Below are 17,449 nucleotides of genomic sequence, written 5' to 3'. Positions count from 1 at the left end.
TTTGAAGGTGCGGTGAATATGGCACGCGATATGTACAATGCCATCTATTCCCCTCTGATGAAATTGGCTAACCTTGATATCCGTGGTGAGCAAAAGCTGCCAAGCACCAATGGTAATGGCAACGGTAAAGCAACCAAAGAGCTATCTGAGGAAGTCGTTTCTTTAATTCAACAGCAAGTTAAGGAAGCTACTTCAGAGGTCAAACAGCTAGTTAAGGAAGTTGCGCCACAGGTTCAAAAGCCAGCTAAGGAAGTTGCGCCACAGGTTCAACCCCAAGCTAAGGAAGTTGCACCACAGGTTCAAAAGCCAGCTAAGGAAGTTGCACCACAGGTTCAAAAGCCAGCTAAGGAAGTTGCACCACAAGTTCAACCACAAGCTAAGGAAGTTGCGCCACAAGTTCAACCACAAGCTAAGGAAGTTGCGCCACAAGTTCAACCACAAGCTAAGGAAGTTGCGCCACAGGTTCAAGTGCAAGCTAAGGAAATCGCGTCATACATTCAAGAGCGAGCTGCGGAAGTCACAAAATTAATTCAAGAACGGTGTTTGTGGCAGTTTCACTCTCGTGCATGGGATCGGGAAGAAAACATCAATGGTGTTCTCAATATGGCCGCCCAAATCTTGACTGGAGAAAAGGTGGTTCTGGAAACCTTGATCCAGAGGGGTTTTTATGCAGATGCGAAGATCCTTTCGGCTGACCTGGAAATTAGGTTTTCATGGTTAAATAGCATGGAGAACTCGCAAAAGAAAGCAGTACTGGAAGCTGTTAAGGCAATGCTGATCGATATTGTAATAACCAAGTCGAAGAATGGTGAGTTGCATTATTCGCTTTATTAAAGCAATTAGATCGGTAATTCAACCAAACTAGGACTTACGCAAAGGTAAGGAAAAACTAACCACAGAGGACGCAGAGGTTACGGGGGAATGAGAGTTTGAGAGGGTTTTTGCGTAAGTCCTACAAACGAACAGCGTTGTTGAATCGGAGTATGAATTAGAGTCTTGTCATCCTGTTAGTGTTTGTGCAGAAATTTTCTTACAGAGTAGAGACTTACAGAGTAGAGAGTGATGTCACCGACGGGCTACACCAAAAGTATTCCTAAGAAGCTTGGTATCTGACTACAGAAGCATCTCATCTAGCTTTCAAGATTTTCACGAAATTCAATTCTACTTTTCTTTTGTAATCGATGCTATGGGTAGCTTGCTTCTTGGTTGGATGCAGCGTTAGCTTGCCGCAGACATCGCTCCACTTTCTTAAGCTCAAAAAGACAATTCATCTCTTTGTTCAGCAACGCCAAACAAAATCACGCAATTTTTTACCACATAGGAGTCAAGAGAATGTCTTTAGTTGTAAAACAGAAAGAACGCAAGGGAATCATCAATCCTATATTTACCTGTCAGCCTGCTGGGGCTGAATATGCTTCCATCGGAATCAAAGATTGTATTCCCTTGGTGCATGGAGGACAGGGGTGTAGTATGTTCGTTCGTCTCCTGTTTGCCCAGCATTTGAAGGAAAATTTCGACATTGCTTCTTCTTCACTCCATGAAAATAGCGCTGTCCTTGGAGGACAGCCACGCATTGAGGAAGCCGTCAAGACCTTAGTAGCACGATATCCCGATTTACGGATTATCCCAATTATTACAACTTGTTCAACTGAGACAATTGGGGACGATATCGAAGGAACCATTAACAAGCTCAACGGCTTTTTAAAGGAGGCTTATCCCGATCGCAAGGTTATCCTTGTTCCTGTACATACCCCCAGTTACAAAGGCTCTCAAGTTACTGGCTATAATGTCGGCGTACATGCAATTATTTCTAGCCTAGCAAAAAAAGGCCAACCAACTGGCAAGTTGAACATCATCACTGGGTGGCTTAACCCTGGAGATGTCATTGAAGTTAAGCGCATCTTAAAAGAGATGGACGTTCCAGGGAATATCTTACTGGATACAGAATCCTTCGATGCGCCCACCATGCCCGATAAGACAAGTTTTGCCTTTGGGAATTCAACCATTGAAGAAATTGCTGATTCTGCCAATGCGTTAGGAACTATTGCCTTATGTAAATATGAAGGCGGTAGCGCAGCCGAATTCTTAGAAGAAAAGTTTAAGGTACCTGCAATCATTGGCCCAACACCAATTGGGATCAAAAATACCGACATCTGGCTGCAAAATATCAGCAAACTGACTGGTAAACCAATACCAGAATCTTTAGTCAGAGAACGTGGTAAAGCTATTGATGCGATCGCCGACCTCGCCCACATGTTCTTCGCTAACAAGAAGGTTGCTATTTACGGAGATCCCGATTTAGTAATTGGTCTAGCAGAGTTCTGCTTAGAAGTTGAGTTAGAGCCAGTGCTGATGTTGTTGGGAGACGACAACAGAGCCTGCACCAAAGACCCCAGAATTGCCCAGTTGGAGAAGCAAGCAGCCTGTGATATCGAAGTCATCTGGAATGCAGACCTCTGGGAATTGGAGCGCCGCATCAAAGATAAATCCCTGGAAATCGACTTGATTCTAGGTCATTCCAAGGGTCGATATATTTCCATCGATAACAAAATTCCGATGGTTCGGGTTGGCTTTCCCAGCTTTGACCGCGCAGGTCTGTGGAAATATCCTGTGATTGGCTATAAAGGAGCAGAATGGCTAGCAGATAACATTGCCAACGCCATGTTTGCAGATATGGAGAACAAGCACGATCGCGAATGGATCTTAAACGTTTGGTAATAGGCTGAAGAGGATACTTGATTATCTACCAGATCCCCGACTTCTTTAAGAAGTCGGGGATCTAAATCACCTACGCAACAGAAGTTTACGAAACATTGGAGAGTTATCATGACTGCAAGTATAGATCAGAATGTCGTATTTTACGGAAATTTGAGCGAACTCTATCGCTTGGCAAAAGAGGGTAAAATCAAGACCACTTTACAAGGTAGTCATACCCGCCCTTGTAAATTTTGGACTGCAACGAAGATTTTAAGTGGCATTAAAAATGCGATCGTCATTTCTCACGGGCCGAGTGGCTGTGCTTATGGTGTCAAGCGGGCATACAAGCTGACCAATAGCCGCAATAGTGGTTCACCTTATGAACCCGTGGTGACTACGAACATGAGTGAGAAAGCGGTAATTTTTGGTGGAGAAAAAGAATTAGCAGGCGCGATTCGAGAAGTAAATGAAAAATACCATCCAGATGCGATCGTTGTTGCCACTAGTTGTGCGTCTGGTATTATTGGGGACTGTGTTGATGACGTCGTGAATAAGGCGCGTGGCGAAATCCAGTCTGAAATCATGACGATACATTGTGAAGGATTTGCCGGGGAATATCGCAGTGGATTTGATATCGTATTTCGGCAAATCGTAGACTTTATGGAGCCGCCAACTCCAGAGCGGAAGGCACAACTAGCCGATGCTGTCAATATTGTGGGCGCAAAAATGGGCCCTGAAAGAACAGAAGTCGAAACTGATGTTAAAGAACTGGTGCGATTGATAGAAGGAATGGGGGCACGAGTTCACAGTGTCATCGCTGGTGACTGTACTTTAGAAGAACTCAAGCAAGCACCGAGTGCGGCAGTAAACTGTACTTTATGTTTGGATCTTGGCTATACCATCGGCAAAGCCATGTCAGACAAGTTCGGTACTCCGCTAAACTCTACCATCCTTCCCTATGGAATCACCGCTACAGAAAAATGGCTCGAAGGGGCGGCAAAATATTTAGGCATGGAAGAACAGGCGGCTGCCCTAATGGAAAGGGAATATGCCGCAATCAAGACTGAATTTGAAGCAGCTAAGGGTTATATAGAAGGTAAGTTAGCGATTATCGAAGGACATGATGCTATCAAGTGCTTATCCCTTGCTCACATGTTGGATCGTGATTTTGGGATGCGTGTAGTAATCTATAACTTCCATCCCTGGAGTACAGAAGCACGAGAAACCAGTGTAGACTACCTATTGGAAACAGGGTTAGACCCGGAAATCCTGATCACGAAAGGGACACTGGCCTTTGGCAAGTACGAGTCCATGAAACAAACAGAAGATGAATTACTGGATTTCATTGGTGGTCTTGATGCAGAATCGGTAGTTTATTTTGGTTCTTCCTTGAGTTTCCCCCATATTCCCGTAGTCGATTTAAATGCTATCTTAAATCGTCCCAGATTTGGCTATCGCGGAGCCTTAAAGGTCGCAAGGTGTATTAAAACAGCACTTCAATATGGCTTTAGACCTCGGAGTGCTTTAACCAAGCAAATGGTATTCCCTAAAGATTCTGGGTTGGCATCTGCTCAATCACTGACCGGAAAACTAGCCCAAGACCTACCTGACTGTACCGTATATGCAGAGAAGAGACGGGGCAAATGTTGCAACGAGTAATAAATGAAATGTGACTTTGCTAAATAAAAGTATGGATTTGTCTCACGCAGAGGCGCAGAAAATTGTAGCAGCTGTCTTATATCAGGTTCGGTTGAATACTTATAATTAGGGCTGACGCAAAGACACGGAGACGCTCTGACGCGGAGAGTTTGGAATTATGAGTAATTAAGCAAACTTGATATTAAAAGTCAAGCGATTGTTAACAAAAAACCGGGACTGGGTGCATTGAAGAACTGGAAAACACTGCACGCTGATTCGGTGGCGTCTAATACGAGCAAGGCTTAAGCCAAAAATGTCAAGGCGGAAGCCGTTACAGGCTGCGCGAAACACGGAATCGTCTTGGCAGAAGTCGCTACAGAGAAGACAGAAGCCGTTACAGGCTGCGCGAAACACGGAATCGTCTTGGCAGAAGTCGCTACAGGCTGCGCGAAACACGGAATCGTCTTGGCAGAAGTTGCTACAGGCTGCGTGAAACGCATTTACCATAGTCAAGCCTTAGAAAAACAGGAGGAAAAAATGTCTGCTGAAACAACTTTTGACAATTGTAATCATAGTAAAGACCCAGTAGTTGGCTGTGCCCTTGAAGGTATTGCAACTACAGTTGCTGGTATTAAAGATGTCAGTATTGTAATTCAGTCTCCACAGGGTTGCGCGTCTACTGTCGCAGCTGGGTATGATGCTCATGAGGTTGATTTCACCAAGCGGAAAGTAGCTTGTACTCGTCTTTTTGAGTCAGACATTGTAATGGGAGCGTCTGAGAAACTCAAAGGTATGATTAAAGACGCGGATAAATCTTTTGATGCTAAGGTGATGTTTGTCGTTGGTACTTGCGCGGCAGACATCATTGGTGAAGATATTGCGGGATTGTGCAACCAGCTTCAGCCAGATATCAAAGCCAAACTCGTTCCTTTAATGGCTGGTGGGTTTCGGGGCAATGCTTACGATGGCTTGGAGATGGGTTTGGAGGCTTTACTTCCTTTTATCAAAAAAAGGCAGACCAAGAGAAGGGGCAGGAAGCCAAGGATTGTAAATATCATTGCACCACAGGCAAATCTGAATCCTACTTGGTGGGCTGATTTGGAATGGGTAAAGCAGACGTTAAAATCTTTAAGGATTAAAGTACAGACGGTCTTCTCTCATAATACCTCCTTTGAAGAACTAGAGCAAGCTGGTGAGGCAACCGCCAATATTGTTCTCAGTCATGATGTTGGGTATAAGTTTGCTCGGAAAATGCAACAGACCCATGACATCCCTTTGATCCTTGATGATATACCTTTACCAATAGGTGTAAACAATACTACCCGGTGGTTGAAGGCATTGGCAGCACATTTTAAGATAGAAGAAAAAGTGGAGCCAATCATCAAACAAGGCGAAGAAATGGTCGTAGATACACTTCGCAAACGAGCATTGATGATTATTCCCCGATATCGTAACTGTAGAATTGCCGTATCTGCGGATGGGACGCTTGGCATTGGACTGGTCAGAATGCTCTTTGAAGAATTAGAGATGATTCCAGAAGTCTTATTGTTTCGCTCGGCGATGCCTGATTCTCGTTCAATTCTGGAGCGAGAACTAGACAGTCTCGGTCTTACTTCCCGCGTAATCTTTTCGGCAGATGGCTATCAGGTAAAACAGACTTTAGAAGAGTTTGATGTTGATGCTGTGATTGGCTCGGCATGGGAAAAATACATGGCAGAGGAATTGGGAATCAAAATTGCTTTTGATGTATTTAGCCCCACTAACAGAGAAACCTATGTTGACAAGCCATATTTTGGTTATGAAGGCATGATCAATATGATGGAGGTGATTGCTAACGATTGGGATAGAGCTTTTCGTTCCAAAGAGATTCATTGGACAAGTTAGTTTTGAGGATTTGTAGTAAGGACTTTAGTCCTTACTACGAAATTGCTTATCCATCAATTTCAAGTTGAAAATAAATTATCAGGATATTCATTTCAAGAAAATAGATTGAAAAAGTTTTCCCAAGAAAAATTCGCTTGTGAGGCAGGTGTAATTAAGGTATTAAGTAGGTAGGCACGATCAAACCAATATATGTTTAGTTTTGTAAAAACGGTGAAATAACATTGAAAAAGTAGCCAAATCTGACTCTTCTTGGTTGACAAATGGACAGTGGGGTGTAGTTCAGTTAGTGGCTTAGACAATTTTGAAAAATTGAGATAATTTGTAAGAGAAGTATACGTATCTTTACTACTTATTGCGTCGTCTAACCTACCCGTATCACCACAATCGGCTTAGGATAGACTAGAAGTAATTTTTGAGGAAAATGGTAGAAAAAATCACAGCTATATTTAATGGCAAAGTGTTCTATCCATCTGAAGCGATCGCACTGCCAATCAATACCCGTGTGCGAATCAGTTTTGAAATTTTACCGCCAAGTGAACATGAAACGGTATCATTTCTGCAAACGGCGCGATCGCTCAACTTAGATGGGCCACCTGACTGGTCTGCCAATATAGATAAATATTTGTATAATAAGTAAACTCTTCATGCATTCTGAAGTCTTTCTTGATACATCATTTGCCATTGCCTTATCTGCACCGAGCGATCGCTTGCATGACCGAGCCTTACATCTGGCTAAAATGTTACAAGCGGCAGAAACTCGTTTGGTGACAACACAGGCGGTAATGTTGGAAATTGGCAATGCCTTATCCCAACAACCTTATCGTCAGGCAGCAATCATATTATTAAATTCTCTAGTAGCAGACTCCAAAGTAGAAATTGTCCCCCTCTCCCAAGAACTCTATGAACGTGCTTTTGAGCTATATCGCGAACGAACAGAGAAAGAATGGGGATTTATCGATTGCGTATCTTTTATTGTGATGGAATATAGCGGAATTACTGAAGCACTTACTACTAATGAGCATTTTCAACAAGCAGGTTTTCGAGCATTACTGCGAGAAAATTTGCCGTAAGGATTGAGCATGGGCATTGGGCAGAGGGGAAAAACTTACTGCAACTTCTCCCCAGTCCCCACTCCTTCTTATTTCGTTACAATCGGCGTGTGCATTAGGCATTCAAGAGTTATCAGCCATGAAATTGATTTCCGATCCACCCATTCCTGTGAAAATCCAAAAGATGAAGGAACGGGTGCGGTGGATGCATCCAAGTTTTGTGCAACGGGGAATTGACCAAACCTGTATGGTTATAGATGATGGCAGGAAAGATAGTCCAGAATTTTCGTTTATGGTTATCGGTGATTCCGGTACCCAATCCCATTATCGACACCACCCGCAACGGCAAGTAGCCGAACTGATGCTGACTCACCGCGATGATTGCAGTTTTGTCTTGCACACAGGCGATGTCATCTATGTGGTGGGTTCCCAAGAGTATTATTCAACAAACTTTATTGAGCCTTACCGGGAATTTCTTGTCGGTGGCGACAAACCAAAAAGCATTCCTTATGATTGTATGGTGTTTAATCTGCCATTCTTGCCAGTACTTGGTAATCATGATTACTATGATGTGCCGTTGATGTACCGTTTATTTACTGGCACAACATCCTCACTACGTCGCCTGTTCCGCTACAAAGATATTGAGATTGGCTGGCATGGATCATATCAAGGTAATGCCTATGCACGGGCATTTATGGACTATACACAGGCGATCGCTTCCCCACAAGAACTAGAACGTCATTTAGATCAACATTACACTGCTAAAACTGATACAGGGCGGTGTTTGCGTTACGAACCTGGACAGTTTACCCGCTTACCCAATCGTTATTACACCTTTCGTTACGGCGGGATTGACTTTTTTGCACTGGATTCTAATACCTTTAATACACCATCACCTTTACCTGCAACTCAAGAAGGGGAAATTTACCGTCGGGAATTGCAAAAGCGTCGTGATGAGATCGATCGAGAAGAATTGCAGATTTTGAAAATATGCGATGGACTCAACCCAGATAAACCCACCGAAGCAGAACAACTCGATGACCTTAGTGCCAAATTAGACCAAATTAATGAGATAAAAATCGATATTGAAAAACAACTAGCATCTCAGAAAATGCCTGCGATCGACTTTGAACAACTTGAATGGTTGCGAAGCAGACTAATCGAATCTTGGAATAACTCTGAAGTGCGTGGACGTGTAATCTTTTTCCACCATCCCCCCTACGTCACAGAAGCTACTAAGTGGAATCAGGCACAAACCTTAGCGGTTCGCCACCGCTTGCGCTGGGTGTTTGAACAAGTGGCAGAAACTCTTGGTTCTCTAATTAAAGAACGTCCCATAGTTGATTTGATTTTAAATGGACATGCTCACTGTTTGGAGCATCTTTGCACAACTGATACCGGATTTGCGGACTCCCACATTAACTGCATTATCTCTGGTGGTAGCGGTCATCGTCCCCGCTATCAAAGGCGAGAGGGAACTGAATTGATGGAGACTTTTAGAGAAATTGCAGGTAAACCCACTCAGAAAGTTGCGGATTCAAAGCTTTTTGTGGGTCGTCATGACTACAATCTCCAAAACCGACTGCCTTACTCATGCGTGCGGATTGATGTTCTCGATGGTACGCCGCCCAAGTTTATCATCAGACCACTGATTACTGAACGGGTTGAAGATGAGTGGCATAACAGTGAACTTGAACCTTTTATGATTTAAAGGGGATGCGATGCCTAGGTTGCTAAACTACGCACCTGATAGCGCTTTTCAACTAAGTTGAACTACACCATTCCCCACTACTTCGGCAACTCTTGGAGACGCTACGCGTAGCAAGATCCCCGGAGGGGTACGCTCAGTACAAGTCCCCACTCCCCACTCCCTATTCCCCATCTCACCAAACACCTCGCGCCGTGGAAGCCCCTGGCTTCAGACATGGGGGTAAGCTTTTTCAAGCCCCCGGATTTATCCGTGGGGTTTCTGACTTAAAAATCAAATCTAGGCGTTGCTGAGTTGCTTTGAGTGATTCTGTTGGCGAACTTTTACCCAACAATACAGACTCAATCGCCCGACCTACACTGTCAGAAATCCGATTGTAACCAGGAAATATTGGACGCGATCGCCCATATTTAGCTTGATCTAAAAATACCTTCACCTGTGGTCTTTTATTCACAAAATCCTGATATTTTCGACTTTGGCGAGACTTCAAATTCACCGGCAAATAGCCAGTTCCCAATGCTAATTCTGTCTGAAATTCTTCACTCAAAGCATATTCGACAAACTTAAAAGCTGCTCTTTCGCGTTCCGGCGTGGTTTTAAAAAAGAAGAGATTTTCACCACCAATAACAGTAGCAGGTTTTTGCCCAACCGGAATGGGAAAAACATCAAAATCGACACCAGTCTCTTGAAATTGCCCCAGAATCCAAGGGCCATTTAATTGCATTGCGACTTTACCACTCAGCAAGTCATCTGTCTCATAGCCCCGTTCTGGACCAGATAAAATAGCGGAACCTTCGGTAATTAAATTGCGCCAGAATTGCAAAGCCGCGATCGCACCTTGATTATCTGACAAATCTACTGCTGCCGCATTCTGGGAATCACCACTCACCAACTCGCCACCACCACTCCACATAAACGGCAACCAGGTGAATACTGTAAATTCTCCCTTCCCCAAAGGCAAAAACATTCCATACTGATCTGTTCGTCCATCACCATTGGTATCACGAGTTAATTTTTTGGCAACTTGTCCAAACTCCTGCCAAGTCCGGGGTAATTCAGTAATTCCCGCAGCCTTAAACAAACTCGGACGGTAAAAAATACCAACATTGTTCGTTGCAAAGGGCACAGACCAAATTTTACCGTCGTATTTCATTGATGCATACAAAGCGGGGTCAATTTCGGCTTTGATTGGAGATTTTTCGAGCATTTCATCCAAAGCTAAAATAGCATCAAGTTCTACTAATTGACCTGCGATCGTCGGATTGTACCACAACAAATCTGGGGGTGCATTTCCTACCACCGCCGCTAAAATTTTGGGCGTTTGCTGATCTTGTTGCCCAACATAAAGGGACTCTACTTGAATATCTGGGTGCGATTGATTAAACTTGTCTACCAGCTTTTGCAGCACATCCCGATTTGGCGGCGGATTGACACCTTGCCAGAGGGTTAAATGAATTACTTTATCTTCTTTAACACCAGGTAGGATATTTTGACATCCAACTAAAGCTAGTATGCCCACGAATAATACAAGCAGCAAACTCGGAAAGTAGTGTGACACTTTCTTGATTTTTTGCTTGGCATAGCGAGGAGGGGAAAAAAAATCATGCATAATAATATTGATTAAATTGGGCATGGGGCATTGGGCATTGGCATTAGTTATTTTCCTCACCTCCCCTAATCCCTACTCCCTTTTACCAAATGCACCTTTGCATCGGGGCAAAAGCTAGGTATATCCTAATCTTGAATAGAGTTTGATAATTTTAAATTATGGCAGGACACAGTAAATGGGCAAATATTAAGCGCCAAAAAGCGGTAGTAGATGCAAAGAAGGGAAAAACCTTCACTCAGTTATCGCGGGCGATTATCGTTGCGGCTAGAAGCGGCGTACCAGATCCGGCGCTGAATTTTCAACTTCGCACGGCAATTGACAAGGCAAAGGCAGCGAGTATCCCCAATGATAATATTGAACGAGCGATCGCTAAAGGTGCAGGTACTTTTGGCGGGGATAATGCTATCTTTGAAGCGATTCGCTACGAAGGTTACGGCGCTGGTGGTGTAGCGATTTTAATCGAAGCCCTCACAGATAATCGCAATCGCACTGCTGCTGACTTGCGCGTAGCTTTTAGTAAAAATGGTGGCAATCTTGGTGAAATAGGTTGCGTTAGCTGGATGTTTGACCAAAAAGGCGTTTGTGTAGTCAAGGGTGTGGTTGACGAAGAACAGCTTTTAGAAGCATCCCTGGAAGGCCGTGCCCAGTCTTATGAGATGACTGAAGATGAGATGGCTGAGGTATTTACTGACATCGCAAATTTGGAAGCCCTTAGCCAGAGGCTCAAAGATCGAAGCATTAAGGTAATTGATGCCGAATTGCGCTGGATTCCCAGTAATACTGTAGAAGTTACCGATCCCGATCAGGCGCGATCGCTTTTCAAATTAATTGATACTCTAGAAGGCTTGGATGACGTGCAAAATGTCACAGCTAACTTTGATATAGCAGAAGAATTGATGGATATCAGCATTTCTTAATCAAAATTAACATAGGGATCATCGCCAAATTGATAATGTCAAAAATATTACATTTACGGTAGAAATGCCAGTAAGTACTAATACCACAGTATTGCACGTAAGTCATATATCTAAGGATGTAAAAATAGACATGAAAGATTCATATCAATTACAAACTTATGACATACGTCTAGTGGATAGTTAAATTGTTGGATTAACTGATGAGGATTTTCAAGTGAATAAGTTCGCTAAAGCGTTACTTCTGGCTCTAGTCTTTGCTGCTCCTGTAACCGTTTTTGCATCTCAAGCTCAAGCTCAAACTATCCATCACGCTAGCGTCAAAGCTGGTAAGCGTCATCACAAGACACATCACAAGCATAATGCTAAAAACCTAACTCATAGAACTCATAAATAGTTACTATTAGTCATAAAAGTTTCTAGTAGCTCTGTAATAAAGTTTAGTGTTGGTTTATCTGAAAAAATAATTGCATTATTTAACCCCGTTGGAATCCCTACCAATCAACGGGGTTTTTCAATTAACTTGCTCATGAAGACGCGATCGCGTAAAATAGTTACAACAGCCAGTTTGTTAATGTTTTTCATGTTCACCGATGTACGAGTCTTTTAATACCTCTCAAATATAAGTTTTAGTACTCAATGTTTGGGTTAAGACACCGTGAAATAACTGTCTAAATATAGAAAGACGGTATTTTCTTCTACCTTTGAATTCAGATTTTATTTACGTAATAATACTGATTATACTTTTAGATCGTTGCTGGCAAGGCGATTCAGATTGGTTATATATCCAGCATCAAAGGTCTGTTTAACTTTCGTAACCTTTCCTGGAAGTCAGCAGTGAATCGCAAAATACAATTAGTTGAGAGCGATCGCCTGATGCTACTTGCCACTATACAATTTAGTATTAACAAAATATATGAAAGCAGACTATTTAGAAGAATTGCTTTTTCGTGAGTTTGAGGAGCGTTTGCTTCAACCGAATGTACGAAAGTCAGCTAAAGATATCATCGACTTACTCGCTGACGAGTTCATTGAGTTCGGAAGTTCAGGGCGTGTTTTCGATAAACAGCAAATTATTAAGAGCTTGCAGAATGAACCTATCGAAGCCCTGACTCAAAGATCGATAACAGAATGTGAACTACCCCAACTTACCGAGTACGGTTGAAGTTGGGGCTTCTGTAATCACAGGGGAGTGCCACTACTATAGACTTTCGCCCAAGAATAGGACTTACCTCCCCTCCTACAGCAGAGACGGCTGAACCTTCCGCCTTTATCATTCTGATACCCTCGGCTCTAATATTTATCGCTGCGTTTCCATCCCTGTCATGATGAGTATTGCAATGAGGACAAGTCCACTCACGGACATCCAATGACAACTCACTGATTTGATAAAAACAATTAGAGCAGAGTTTGGAACTAGGGAACCACCTATCGATCTCAATCAACTTCGCACCTCTGCGCTCTAGCTTATAGGCTAAAAAGTTGGTGAATGTTCCCCATCCAACATCAGATATTGATTTTGCCAATTTATGGTTGCGTACCATACCTTTGATATGAAGATTCTCTACTATGACAGCTTGGCTATCGCTGACCAACTTATAACTAAGTTTATGCAGAAAATCCTGCCGCGAATTAGTAACTCGCTCGTACACTTTGGCAACAACTCTTCTATATCTATTTCTTGAAATACTCCCTTTTAATTTACGCGCTAATTTTTTCTGTTTGGCAATCAGATTTTTCTCATGTTTGGCAAGGTGTTTAGGATTGTCGTACTTAGAAATATGATTTCCGTCAGTCACAACTGCAAAGTGTTTCAACCCTAAGTCAATACCATAAATTTTACCCTCTGAAATAATTGGATTTTCACCCTTAACTTCAGTCAGTATAGATGCGAGATATTTACCTGATGGTGTTTTACTCACAGTAACAGTCTTTATTATCCCCTCAATCGCTCTGTGTATTTTGGCTTTGACTATCCCGATATTGCCAGGGAGCTTGACATCACCATCTACAATCAATACGTTTTGAGGATACTGGATAGACTGTTTTCCAAATTTAGATTTGAACTTAGGAAATCCAGCGCGTTTTGCAAAAAAGTTTTTGTACGCGGTAGTTAGATTCAGTGTTGTAGCCTGTAAAATTTGACTATAACAATCGCCTAACCAAATAGTCTCAGCAGATTTCTTGAGTACAGGAAGAAATGCGTTGAGTGCTGCACGGCTGAGTCCTTGACCCGTTTCCTTGTAAGTCTCGATTGACTTATTTAGAGCGTAGTTCCACCACCATCTAGCACACCCAAAAGCTTGTGCTAATTGAATTTGCTGCTCAACTGATGGATATAAACGGACTTGTACAACCTTGTGCAACACTCAACATCACCTCCTTGATATTTGTACTCTACCATAAATATGTATTGTGGTAAAGTACTAAAATATAATAATTGGTGGCATCTCTTACACCCCACTCCCTAATCAACCTGCGGTTGATATTAGTCGGAGGTGTTTTCGTCGTCACCCGGCTATCCATCCCCGCCCTGTAGAGGGACGGGGAATTCCGCCGAATCAGTTAAAACTTTAATTTTGGCAACAGGGGTTGTTTTGGTAACTTATCGTATACTCAGACATATATCTGGCGAAGAGCCTGTTCATTCACTGCGAAGTTCCATCTGGAAATTGAACAATGCTCGATGGAAAATGATCTTTCATCAGGGCACTCTGGTTAAAGAATGATATGTGCGGTATAATAACCAACTGCCCGAAATTATTTAGAGTCAAAGTTTTGCATAGAAAAGGCTCAAGCATTAATGCCTGAGCCTTTTGTAGATTAAATTAAGCTAATTTAGTAGCGGTTACGGTTGTAGCCGCCGCCACCACCACCACGGTTCCCACCACCACTTCTGTCTTCTCTTGGTTTGGCCTTATTCACTTTAAGGTCACGACCAAGCCATTCGGCACCGTCAAGAGCTTCAATGGCTTTTGTTTCTTCATCTTCTGAGTTCATTTCCACGAAAGCAAAGCCGCGTAAACGACCTGTTTCACGGTCAGTGGGTAGCTGAACACGCTTTACAGTACCATACTCTGCAAATACAGTACTCAGCGCATCTTGTGTAACATCATAGGAGAGGTTACCAACGTAAATTGACATTAAATGTCTCCAAAATCATAAGTTTGTAGAGATTTAGATTTCGGAGATAAGTCTGTAATACCAAAAGGGAAAAGCCTGTCAATACTAAAAACAAACACTGTCGCCGAATTAATTCTCATTTCACTTTCCATAATTACATAGCAACTAACTTTCGGGTGGAAAGTTTAAAAACCTGTTATAAAAAGTTATATAAGCAGTTAACAGCTAGGTGTTTGCTAGTCTCACAAGGGGTGAGGCTGTAGCCAGGGGCACTCACCCGATAAACTAACTCTCCACTCTCTTTTCTAAATATTGACCAATCATCAACTGCTCACCAGCACGGGAGATAATGGTTTGTCTGGTGCGGTATTTGCTGCCAATTAGCTTTAACTCTTCTTCAAACACTGAACCGTTGTACTCAGTTCGCAAACATAGGGTTTTCGGGTTGGAGAAATAATACTGAGCGGTGACTGGTTTGGATATGGCAAAACCGCGATCGCGATACAATCAAAAAAAGCAACTTATCTTTACTATTCTTAATATATTGGATTAAGCGTAAAAATTACTAGTACGACACGGCGGAAATAAAGCAACCATTTTAAATAGCCAGAAAGCCTACAAAATAAGCATTCTTTCTTTTTACTTTTGCCTTCTTGTACTAGGCATTTTGCTATGTTAATGTCAGCCTAAGTATCGCTACTTGATGTTGGGTATTTCCAAGAAATAAATTATCCAAATAAACGTAGACGCTGCATCGGCTTGCCGCAGGCTACCACAGAGACAAGGCAGCGCGGTCTTCTCCCTTGGCGCTAGCCTCTCCCAATGTGAGAAGGGGAGACGCTAAGAGCGATAGCGCCGGCGGCAAGCGAGTCCGCGTACCCTTACAGGGAAGCAAGCTACGCTTTTAGCGTCTCGTAGAGAGCGTCTGGGGGTTTCCCCCATGAGCGACTGCCGCGCAGAGAACACAGAGAGAAGATAAATAGAGAGGGTTTTGTGTCGGTTTTGGGATATTTTTTTATTTGTCAGTCCCTTGCCCGTTTTAGAAGTAGGGGCGTAAAAGCCCCGTATCTTCAGTAAAGGAAAGTCTTCTACTAGGGGCAGATTGCAAGAAATTTAAAAATATTTATACTGAGTAAAGAATTGCATCGGCGGCTAAAAAGCTGCCGACTCAATGTAATTAGTTAAAGTGGTGAGAATTTTTCTGAATAAAAAGTAATTTTTGATACAAAATTCTGCAAGAAGATAGCTAATTGACTCTCGCCGCTTTTCACTATTCATAATGTCTCAAAATTACTTGGTAATGCACGGCTGTTTAAACCCAAAAAGCTACCCAAATACGAGAAGAATAAATGATTTTGGATAAAAATAAGCCGCACAAGCAGGCGAAAATCTTACCTTTTGCAGCCGCTAACCAGGTAATTAATACCCAGTTAGATTCAGTTGTAAAAACTGATATGGCTGTTGTAGATACAAAGAGTAGCGTTGACACAAAGGTGTCTTTCCCTTTTGCATCCATATTATTGATTCCCTGTTTGCTGGGCATAGCACTGCTGACAACAAATTGCGGATCACTGCCCAAAGAAGAACCAGCTGATGCCCAATCTCAGAGTTCTGGTAGTGGACAACGTGGTGGTGCAACGGCTGTAGATGTGGCGATCGCTCGAACTGATTTGCTGCAAAGACAACCAGAATATATAGGTAATACAACACCCTTTCGGATTGTATCAGTGCGATCGCAAGTAGAAGCCCGGTTATTGGCTTTGAACTTAGATGTAGGCGATACAGTAAAGCTTGGGCAAAACGTCGGGCAGTTAGATGATGCCATACTTTTGACCCAATTAAAGCAAACAGAAGCAGAACTAGCAGCCCTCAAATCGGAAGTAGCTAGGGCAAACAATCAAGTAAGCAATGCCCGTGCAGATGTTGAACGGGCGCGGTTAGAAGTTGTGCAAGCCCTGGCAGACTCAGAACGGCAGCAGAAGTTATTCAAAGCAGGTGTAATCGCTGAACAAACTGCCCAGCAATCACGTACCCAGGCAAAAACAGCCGCCCAAGCATTACGGGCAGCCCAAGAGCAGGTTCGTACAGAACAGCAAGCCGTCGCTGCCGCCCAAGGTAGAGTACTTGCTCAACAGGCATTGGTTGCTCAAACCAAAGAGCGCAGCTCTTACGCTCGGCTCACATCACCTATCACTGGCGTAGTCACACAAAAGGTGACAGAACCTGGCAATCTTCTGCAAGCAGGTAACGAAGTCTTAAAAATTGGCGACTTTAACCGGATCAAAGTCATCGTACAAGTTTCCGAATTAGAACTGGCACAAATTCAGGTTGGACAGTCTGTACAAGTGCGCTTAGATGCCTTCCCCAAGGAAAGATTAATTGGCAGAGTTACGCGCATTTCCCCAGCTGCCGATGCCACAGCTCGCTTGATACCTGTAGAGGTAGTGATTCCCAACACTCAAGGGAAGATTGGTAGTGGACTGCTGGCGCGAGTCAATTTTGAAACCCAGACTCAACAGCGCGTAGTAGTGCCACAAACAGCGATTCAAAAACAAGCAGGAGCAGCAAAGGGAGCAGGGAAAGAGCAAGAAAACCCATCGGGGATGCTATTTGTGGTGAAAGACACAGAAGGTAAGACGAAAGTAGCGACGCGTGCTGTCACATTCGGAAAAAGGGCTGATGGCAAAGTGGAAATTCTATCTGGCTTGCAAGCGGGAGAGCGCTATGTTGTTCGGAGTGGTAAGCCGTTAAAAGAAGGTGACACTGTAAGTCTTTCAATTCTTTCAGAAAAGTAATAGTAGGGTGAGCAATAACCACCATACCAAGG

13 protein-coding genes and 2 pseudogenes are annotated in these 17,449 nt (G+C 43.1%); 11 read left to right on the top strand and 4 right to left on the bottom strand.

Features of this window, described 5'->3' with window-relative positions; genetic code table 11:
- From V7K97_RS22055 to V7K97_RS22025, 7 genes are all read left to right on the top strand, one after another.
- The coding region (locus tag V7K97_RS22055) for a Fe-only/vanadium nitrogenase subunit delta (protein WP_334803115.1) at positions 1 to 834 on the top strand (834 nt) is incomplete at its 5' end.
- 498 nt (positions 835 to 1,332) lie between these two features.
- On the top strand, positions 1,333 to 2,718 hold the full coding sequence (vnfK, locus tag V7K97_RS22050) for a V-containing nitrogenase subunit beta (protein ID WP_334803114.1): 1,386 nt from the start codon (positions 1,333 to 1,335) through the stop codon (positions 2,716 to 2,718).
- 108 nt (positions 2,719 to 2,826) lie between these two features.
- Positions 2,827 to 4,356: a nitrogenase component 1 gene (locus V7K97_RS22045; RefSeq protein WP_334803113.1), complete on the top strand. Its 1,530-nt coding sequence runs from the start codon at positions 2,827 to 2,829 to the stop codon at positions 4,354 to 4,356.
- A 339-nt stretch (positions 4,357 to 4,695) separates the two neighbouring features.
- Positions 4,696 to 6,219 carry a nitrogenase component 1 gene (locus V7K97_RS22040; RefSeq protein WP_334803112.1) on the top strand — a complete coding sequence of 508 codons (1,524 nt, stop codon included), beginning with the start codon at positions 4,696 to 4,698 and terminating at the stop codon, positions 6,217 to 6,219.
- A gap of 421 nt (positions 6,220 to 6,640) precedes the next feature.
- Positions 6,641 to 6,856: a hypothetical protein gene (locus tag V7K97_RS22035; protein ID WP_334803111.1), complete on the top strand. Its 216-nt coding sequence runs from the start codon at positions 6,641 to 6,643 to the stop codon at positions 6,854 to 6,856.
- A 7-nt stretch (positions 6,857 to 6,863) separates the two neighbouring features.
- The gene (locus V7K97_RS22030; protein WP_334803110.1) at positions 6,864 to 7,289 is read left to right on the top strand and encodes a type II toxin-antitoxin system VapC family toxin; all 426 of its coding nucleotides are present in this window, start codon (positions 6,864 to 6,866) and stop codon (positions 7,287 to 7,289) included.
- A gap of 118 nt (positions 7,290 to 7,407) precedes the next feature.
- Entirely contained in the window at positions 7,408 to 8,979 is a 1,572-nt protein-coding gene (locus V7K97_RS22025; RefSeq protein WP_334803109.1) for a metallophosphoesterase, read from the top strand.
- Between the two features lie 229 nt (positions 8,980 to 9,208).
- Here the strand turns inward: V7K97_RS22025 and V7K97_RS22020 are convergent, their stop codons facing one another.
- The gene (locus V7K97_RS22020) at positions 9,209 to 10,585 is read right to left on the bottom strand and encodes an ABC transporter substrate-binding protein (protein ID WP_334803124.1); all 1,377 of its coding nucleotides are present in this window, start codon (positions 10,583 to 10,585) and stop codon (positions 9,209 to 9,211) included.
- A gap of 158 nt (positions 10,586 to 10,743) precedes the next feature.
- On the opposite strand from V7K97_RS22020, the gene V7K97_RS22015 reads away from it, so the two are divergent.
- From V7K97_RS22015 to V7K97_RS22005, 3 genes are all read left to right on the top strand, one after another.
- Entirely contained in the window at positions 10,744 to 11,502 is a 759-nt protein-coding gene (locus V7K97_RS22015; protein WP_334803108.1) for a YebC/PmpR family DNA-binding transcriptional regulator, read from the top strand.
- Between the two features lie 214 nt (positions 11,503 to 11,716).
- Entirely contained in the window at positions 11,717 to 11,896 is a 180-nt protein-coding gene (locus tag V7K97_RS22010) for a hypothetical protein (protein ID WP_334803107.1), read from the top strand.
- A gap of 519 nt (positions 11,897 to 12,415) precedes the next feature.
- On the top strand, positions 12,416 to 12,664 hold the full coding sequence (locus V7K97_RS22005) for a nuclear transport factor 2 family protein (RefSeq protein ID WP_334803106.1): 249 nt from the start codon (positions 12,416 to 12,418) through the stop codon (positions 12,662 to 12,664).
- Here the strand turns inward: V7K97_RS22005 and V7K97_RS22000 are convergent.
- The 3 genes and pseudogenes from V7K97_RS22000 to V7K97_RS21990 all read right to left on the bottom strand — a co-directional run.
- Positions 12,638 to 13,868, bottom strand: a pseudogene (locus tag V7K97_RS22000) (RNA-guided endonuclease TnpB family protein). The gene V7K97_RS22005 and the pseudogene V7K97_RS22000 overlap by 27 nt on opposite strands.
- 469 nt (positions 13,869 to 14,337) lie before the next feature.
- Positions 14,338 to 14,643 (bottom strand): RNA recognition motif domain-containing protein, encoded by a 306-nt coding sequence (locus V7K97_RS21995; protein ID WP_334803105.1) that lies wholly within the window; start codon positions 14,641 to 14,643, stop codon positions 14,338 to 14,340.
- Positions 14,644 to 14,907: 264 nt separating this feature from the next.
- Positions 14,908 to 15,129 (bottom strand): annotated as a pseudogene (locus V7K97_RS21990) (phycobiliprotein lyase); the annotation flags it as partial.
- Positions 15,130 to 15,971: 842 nt separating this feature from the next.
- Here V7K97_RS21990 and V7K97_RS21985 point away from each other — a divergent pair.
- Positions 15,972 to 17,417, top strand: a complete 1,446-nt coding sequence (locus V7K97_RS21985; protein WP_334803104.1) for an efflux RND transporter periplasmic adaptor subunit — start codon at positions 15,972 to 15,974, stop codon at positions 17,415 to 17,417.
- Positions 17,418 to 17,449: the final 32 nt, after the last annotated feature.

It is taken from the genome of Nostoc sp. (assembly GCF_036917815.1).
Lineage (GTDB): Bacteria > Cyanobacteriota > Cyanobacteriia > Cyanobacteriales > Nostocaceae > Nostoc.
Note: the sequence above shows the minus strand (reverse complement) of the source record. Positions and strands in the feature narration are given on the sequence as shown.